The sequence below is a fragment of the Antarctobacter heliothermus genome, assembly GCF_900188425.1.
Lineage (GTDB): Bacteria > Pseudomonadota > Alphaproteobacteria > Rhodobacterales > Rhodobacteraceae > Antarctobacter > Antarctobacter heliothermus.
Genome location: NZ_FZON01000113.1, coordinates 1 through 5,814 on the forward strand (window position 1 = coordinate 1; position 5,814 = coordinate 5,814).

The 5,814-nt window shown below is 56.0% G+C and carries 6 protein-coding genes; 4 read left to right on the forward strand and 2 right to left on the reverse strand.

Annotated features, from left to right (window positions below; genetic code table 11):
• The coding region (locus tag CHB90_RS27255) for a transposase (protein WP_245823386.1) at positions 1-191 on the reverse strand (191 nt) is incomplete at its 3' end.
• A gap of 80 nt (positions 192-271) precedes the next feature.
• Here CHB90_RS27255 and CHB90_RS25360 point away from each other — a divergent pair.
• From CHB90_RS25360 to CHB90_RS25375, 4 genes are all read left to right on the forward strand, one after another.
• On the forward strand, positions 272-1,675 hold the full coding sequence (locus CHB90_RS25360; RefSeq protein WP_089280479.1) for a sugar ABC transporter ATP-binding protein: 1,404 nt from the start codon (positions 272-274) through the stop codon (positions 1,673-1,675).
• A 141-nt stretch (positions 1,676-1,816) separates the two neighbouring features.
• Positions 1,817-2,983 (forward strand): ABC transporter permease, encoded by a 1,167-nt coding sequence (locus CHB90_RS25365; protein WP_245823387.1) that lies wholly within the window; start codon positions 1,817-1,819, stop codon positions 2,981-2,983.
• A gap of 93 nt (positions 2,984-3,076) precedes the next feature.
• Positions 3,077-4,036: a substrate-binding domain-containing protein gene (locus CHB90_RS25370; RefSeq protein ID WP_212591667.1), complete on the forward strand. Its 960-nt coding sequence runs from the start codon at positions 3,077-3,079 to the stop codon at positions 4,034-4,036.
• A gap of 85 nt (positions 4,037-4,121) precedes the next feature.
• Positions 4,122-4,907, forward strand: a complete 786-nt coding sequence (locus tag CHB90_RS25375; protein ID WP_089280481.1) for an IclR family transcriptional regulator — start codon at positions 4,122-4,124, stop codon at positions 4,905-4,907.
• Between the two features lie 584 nt (positions 4,908-5,491).
• Here the strand turns inward: CHB90_RS25375 and CHB90_RS25380 are convergent.
• Positions 5,492-5,814, reverse strand: a 323-nt coding sequence (locus CHB90_RS25380) for a transposase domain-containing protein (RefSeq protein ID WP_141135912.1), incomplete at its 5' end; no start/stop codon positions are given.

Genomic DNA, 5,814 nt, shown 5'->3' on the forward strand with positions numbered 1-5,814 from the left:
TCGATGGTGGCGCCGGAGATCTGCACCGGCAGAAAAACACTGCCGCCTTTCTGCACATCAGGCGTTTCACCCGTGGCAGGGGAAAAGCGAGGGTCCTTCAACCATTTGAAAATCAGGTTGGCGTTCATTGAATAGCGACGTGCAACCTGCGCGACAGACACGCCCGGTGCCAAAGCCTGCGCACAGATCAACCGCTTCTCTTCGTCAGCCCAGAACCGCTTCTTCTGACCCTTTTTGCCCGCCATGGAGTGCCTCAAGATGTCCACTATCGATGGTGGACACTATCAGCCGAGGGTTCCGCTCGTCAGAGCGGCGACAGCGGACGGATACCCAAGACCCGACGACCGGCACGATGAAAATTGACGGCCATCCTCTCACACTCGCCTCTCCGCGCGAGGCAGAGGCAAATGGCATCGTTATCATGCATCAGGAATTGAGTCTGGTGCCGGAAATGACCGTCGCCGAGAACGTCATGCTTGGGCACGAGCCGGTACGGAAAAACATTTTTATCAACCGCAAGAGCCTTCGTGAACAAGCAGAATCGGTGCTATCGCGGTTCGGCTTTGCCTTGGATGTTGACAAGCCAGTCAAAGACCTGCGGGTCGGAGAGCAGCAACTGGTCGAAATTGCCCGTGCGTTGCTGATGGACGCCCGCGTATTGATCATGGACGAACCGACATCGGCCCTCTCGCAAACTGAATCCGACATATTGATGGAGGTCATTCGCGACCTCGCGTTTCAGGGTGTCGCGGTGATCTATATCTCCCATCGCATGGATGAGGTCTTTGAGATCTCTGACCGTGTTACCGTATTGCGCGATGGCGATTTGATCGGTTCAAAACTGGTCGCCGATACAAATCCAGGCGAACTGGTCGAAATGATGGTTGGTCGGACCGTCGAGATCATCAAAGTCGATCGCAAGACACAGCCTAGTCCGCAGGTGGTCCTCAAAGTCGAGAACATGACCCTGAACCATGGCGGCCGCGCTGTGTTGGACGATGTGTCGTTCGAACTGCGCAAAGGCGAGGTACTGGGCATCGGCGGTTTGCTCGGTGCAGGGCGCACGGAACTGCTGGAAAGCCTTTTTGGCGCGCGCGGTCGTCCCGATGCCGGCCATATGGAGTTGAACGGCAACACCCGTTGGCCAAGCACGCCCGCTGAGGGCGTCAAGGCGGGGCTAGCGTTGATCACCGAGGACAGGAAGGGCAACGGGCTCCTGCTTGAACGCAGCATTCGCGACAACGTCGCATTGCCGCTGTTGCCGTTGAAAACGAAATACGGCCTCATGTCGCCGCACATGGAAACTGCCGAAGCCGCGAATGCAATTGAAAAATTGCGGATCGTCGCGCGCGGTCCTGATCATGTGGTTGGTCGTTTGAGCGGGGGCAATCAGCAAAAGGTTGTGCTGGGCAAGTGGCTGGCAACGCAACCACAGGTTCTGTTGCTGGATGAGCCGACCCGCGGAATCGACATCGGTGCCAAGGAAGAGATTTACACCCTTATCGGCAAGCTGGCCGATAGCGGCCTGTCGGTTCTTTTTGTCAGCTCCGAAATTCCCGAATACCTCGCCGTTTGCGATCGCATGATCGTTCTGTGCGAAGGGCGTATCACCGGCGAACTCACCAACGACGAGATGTCGGTCGATACCATAAAAGAACTGGCCATGCGGTTCTAGCCGCCAGCCCTTGCAAGGAAACAGGTGAAGATCATGAGCGCATCCGACGCCACGAGCAAAGACCATACGTCCGGATCATCACAACCGGGGTTCGTGTTGCGCCTGTTGGCCCGGACCAAATTGTATTGGGGTCTGATCGTCTTGCTGGCCTTTGGTGCGCTGACCTCGCCATTGACGTCCAAGGGTAACAATATCTTCATGTCGATTGGCAATCTGACGGATGTGCTGCGACAGGTTTCGGTGACCGGTATCATCGCGGTGGGCATGACGATGGTGATTTTCATCGCCGGCATTGATCTGTCGGTCGGGTCACTGATGGCGCTTGGTACTGTGATTTGTGCAATGTTGCTGACGCAAAGCGGATGGACGGCCGCAAGTACATTTGCAGTCCCCGCCAGTGGGCTTGTGCTGGGCTTTTGTGTCTTCGCACTCGTCATTTTCATCATTAAGAACCGCGCGAAAACAAAGCTGGCGGAGGCGCCAAAATCGCAATCCAAATGGCTGGCGGGCGCACTGGCAACCGCCGCCGCGATGGTATTGATGATCTGGCTGGCGTCGCAGATAGATAGCAAATTCGGCGTTCTGGCAGTCCTTGTTGCGGTTCCGTGCGTCGGCGCGATCATGGGGGCGATGAATGGTGCAATCATCGTGTACGGGCGGCTGCAACCTTTCATCGTGACCCTTGCGATGATGGTTGGCGCCCTTGGCCTGGCACGGGTTGTTGCCGGACAGGATACAGCGGTCCATCCCGTCTACACTGGCAGCAACGCGACCGAGACATTCGAAGTTCTGCGCATGTTGCTTTGGGGCTTCCTGCCGGTGCCCGGTGTCATTTTCCTGATTGTCCTGCTGGTCTTTTTCATGCTGACGCGGTTCACCACCTTTGGCAGCTACCTGCTGGCTATCGGCGGCAACGAAGAAGCTGCGCGTCTTGCCGGTATTGACGTTGGTCGGATCAAGATCACGACATACGCCATCGCTGGCGCGCTGTCGGCGCTGGCCGGTGTTCTTTACGTAGCACAGTTCCGGCAGGGCAAGCCGGATGCCGGGATCGGGCTGGAGCTTGATGCGATTGCTGCGGTTGTCATTGGCGGGACCAGCCTGATGGGGGGACGCGGTGCGATCTTGGGCACGCTTGTGGGCGTCCTGATCTTCGGGTTCCTGAGCAATATTCTGCAACTGAACAATATCGACAGCAACACCCAACTCATCCTGAAGGGTATCATCATTGTGGCGGCGGTTCTTTTGCAAGAAGGCCGCTTTGACGGAACATTTGCTTGGCTCAAATACAAAATGAACAAGCGATGAGAAGCTCCGGTCCTTTCGCTTTGGACGGCATCGAGGACCGGAGCAATCACCAAACGCAGCAATCCTGCTGCATCCATGACAGGGAGGAACCTCGTGGAAAGAAGAACTTTTGGCAAGACCGTACTGGCTGCTAGTCTGCTGGCATCAACGGCACTCACTGCGACGGCCGCATTCGCAGAGGACTATGTGATTGGCTTTAGCCAGGTTACAACAGTTGAACCATGGCGGGTCCAGTTCAACAAAGACCTGCGCGCCGAAGCTGACATGCACGACAACGTAAAACTGCTGATCTCGGATGCGAACGACCGCACTGAAAAGCAAGTGGCCGATGTCGAGAACTTCATTCGTCAGGAAGTCGATGCAATCCTGATTTCCCCCAAGGAATCCGCGGGCCTGACGGGCGTTGTGGAACAAGCAACAGCAGCGGGCATCCCAGTGTTTGTGCTTGACCGCAATGTTGACACGGACAAATTCGTTCAATGGGTGGGGGGCAACAACACCTTGATCGGAGAAGCCGCTGGCGCATATGCGCTTGAACTGCTTGGCGGCAAAGGCAAGGCCCAAGGCAATATCGTGGAAATCTTTGGCGGGCTTGGTGTTCAGGCGACGTTTGAGCGTTCCGATCCATTCCATGCCGCCTTTGAAGGCGAAGAAGGCGTTACTTTCCTTCTTGACCGGCAGTCCGGCGATTGGAAGCAGGATCAGGCCTATGACATCATGTCGACGGCGCTTCGCAACTACGAAGACATCGACATGGTTTATGGTCACAACGATCCGATGGCCTACGGCGCATACCTTGCTGCCAAGGATGCTGGTCGCGCTGATGATATCATCTTTATCGGTGTCGACGGCCTGCCAGGCGAGGGCGTGACTTGGGTTGCCAATGGCGAATTGGCTGCGACTTTCTTGTACCCGACTCCAGGTGCAGAAGGCCTGCGTCAGGCGCTGGCATATCTTGCCGGCGAAGAAGTCCCGCGCGAAGTTGTACTGGGAACCGAGGCGATCACACCCGAAAACGCCGAGGCAATTCTGGTGCGTAACGGACTGCGGTGACCTGAGTATTGAGATGGCCGGGGGATCCTCGGCCATCTCCACCGTTCGCCTTTTCACCAAAGACAAATTTGGTTAGAAATGTCACGTGACAAAGACTGAAGGTAAGCTCCAGAAATACTCAGCCCCGGCCCTCGAGAAGGGCCTGGATATTCTGGAGTTCCTGTCTCTCACGGATTTCAGACCTACATTGTCCGAGGTCGCCTCGGGTATCGACCGCTCCAAGAGCGAAATTTTCCGGATGATGATTGTTCTGGAAGAACGCGGGTATATCCAACGCCTGGACGGCGACAGTTATTCATTGACCGACAGGATGTCGGTTCTGGGCGCGCCTCGATCCTTCAACGGCCGGTTGGCGGAAATCGCCAGCCCCTATCTAAAGCAGCTTTCAGATGAAACGGGCCTTTCAAACCACCTGTGCGTTCTTGATGACAATCAGGTTTTGGTCATTGCCAATTCGGATGCTGCCAACAACTATGGATTGTCGCTACAAGTTGGTTTTCGGACCGAACTTGCCGGATCGGGAACGGCGGCTTGTTTGTTGTTTGACAGGTCTGACAGCGAAAACTTGGGCTTAAATCCGCGGGAGTGGGAAGATCTCGGAGGTCTCTTGAAAGGCTTCGACACAAATGGATATGTCCAGTCGCGCAACCCCGAAATCAATTCGGTCCTGGAGCTGTCCGCCCCGGTCGGAATCGGCGTGCCGCTAAGGCCAGTCGCGGCGATCACTCTCGCGCTGTTGGATTCGACGGCGCTGCGCAATACTATCCCTGATATTGCCGACCACTTGAAATCAGCTGTTTCCGCCTTGGGACAGAAAATCGATATATCCATGCCATCGCTGGCCCAAAAGGTTGTGAGTTCGGGATATTGAACTCATGCAAAAGCTGATGCTGTAACCTGAAATTGCGCCATACGAACGAGGGCGGAACACAGTGCTCATTTCCAGGATTGCGCAGCAGGCTGTCCGATGCAGTTCTTGCCAGGATACTTTCGCCACCTTCAGAAGATACGTCTTGCTGACACTGCCGTTCTGGAAAGCCAGGGACGAAACGATCCATCTTCGCATACGATCATAAAGACAGGACGCGATCTTGTTTGAGGCCAAATTCCCGCCGGATAGATCGCAATCCGTCCTGACGCAGCAACGAACAGCGAAGTTTTGGGGGAATATTGGTTCTAGTTTGAAGCCTGTCATCGAAGGGTAACCCGGCTTGGCCGACGATCACAGTTCCTAGACCTGCTTCAAAACGTGTCGCCACAGAAACTGCGCGTGTTGCGCATCGACAAGTGGACCTTGGCGCAGCCGCAGCGAAAGCTCACTTTGTCCTGTCAAGCCGACGTTCGGTCAGCAACGCCCGACAAATATGTCTTGGCGGGCTTTCTGTCCCAGCGAGCTATGTCGTCAAAGCATCCTTCGCTTGAATCGTATGCGTCCGGCCACGCAGCGCTTGACGCCTATTTCGGCGTCCAGTTCCATGGCGCGAGTTCGCCGATGCGGTTGATCTTGTGATCGGCGATCCGTTCGAGAACCCAGGTGAGCCAGGCTTCGGGATTAACGCTGTTCATGCGGGCGGTTTCGATGAGTGTGTAGGCGACAGCCGCGGCCTTGCCGCCACCTTCCGAACCCATGAACAGGTAGTTTTTCCTGCCGAGAGTCAGGGGCCTGATTGACCGCTCGCAGATGTTGTTGTCCAGTTCCAGAAGCCCGTTATCGAGGTATGGACGCGCCTTGGGCATGCGGCCGAGCGCGTAGCGGATCGCCTCGGCCAGCTTGGTCT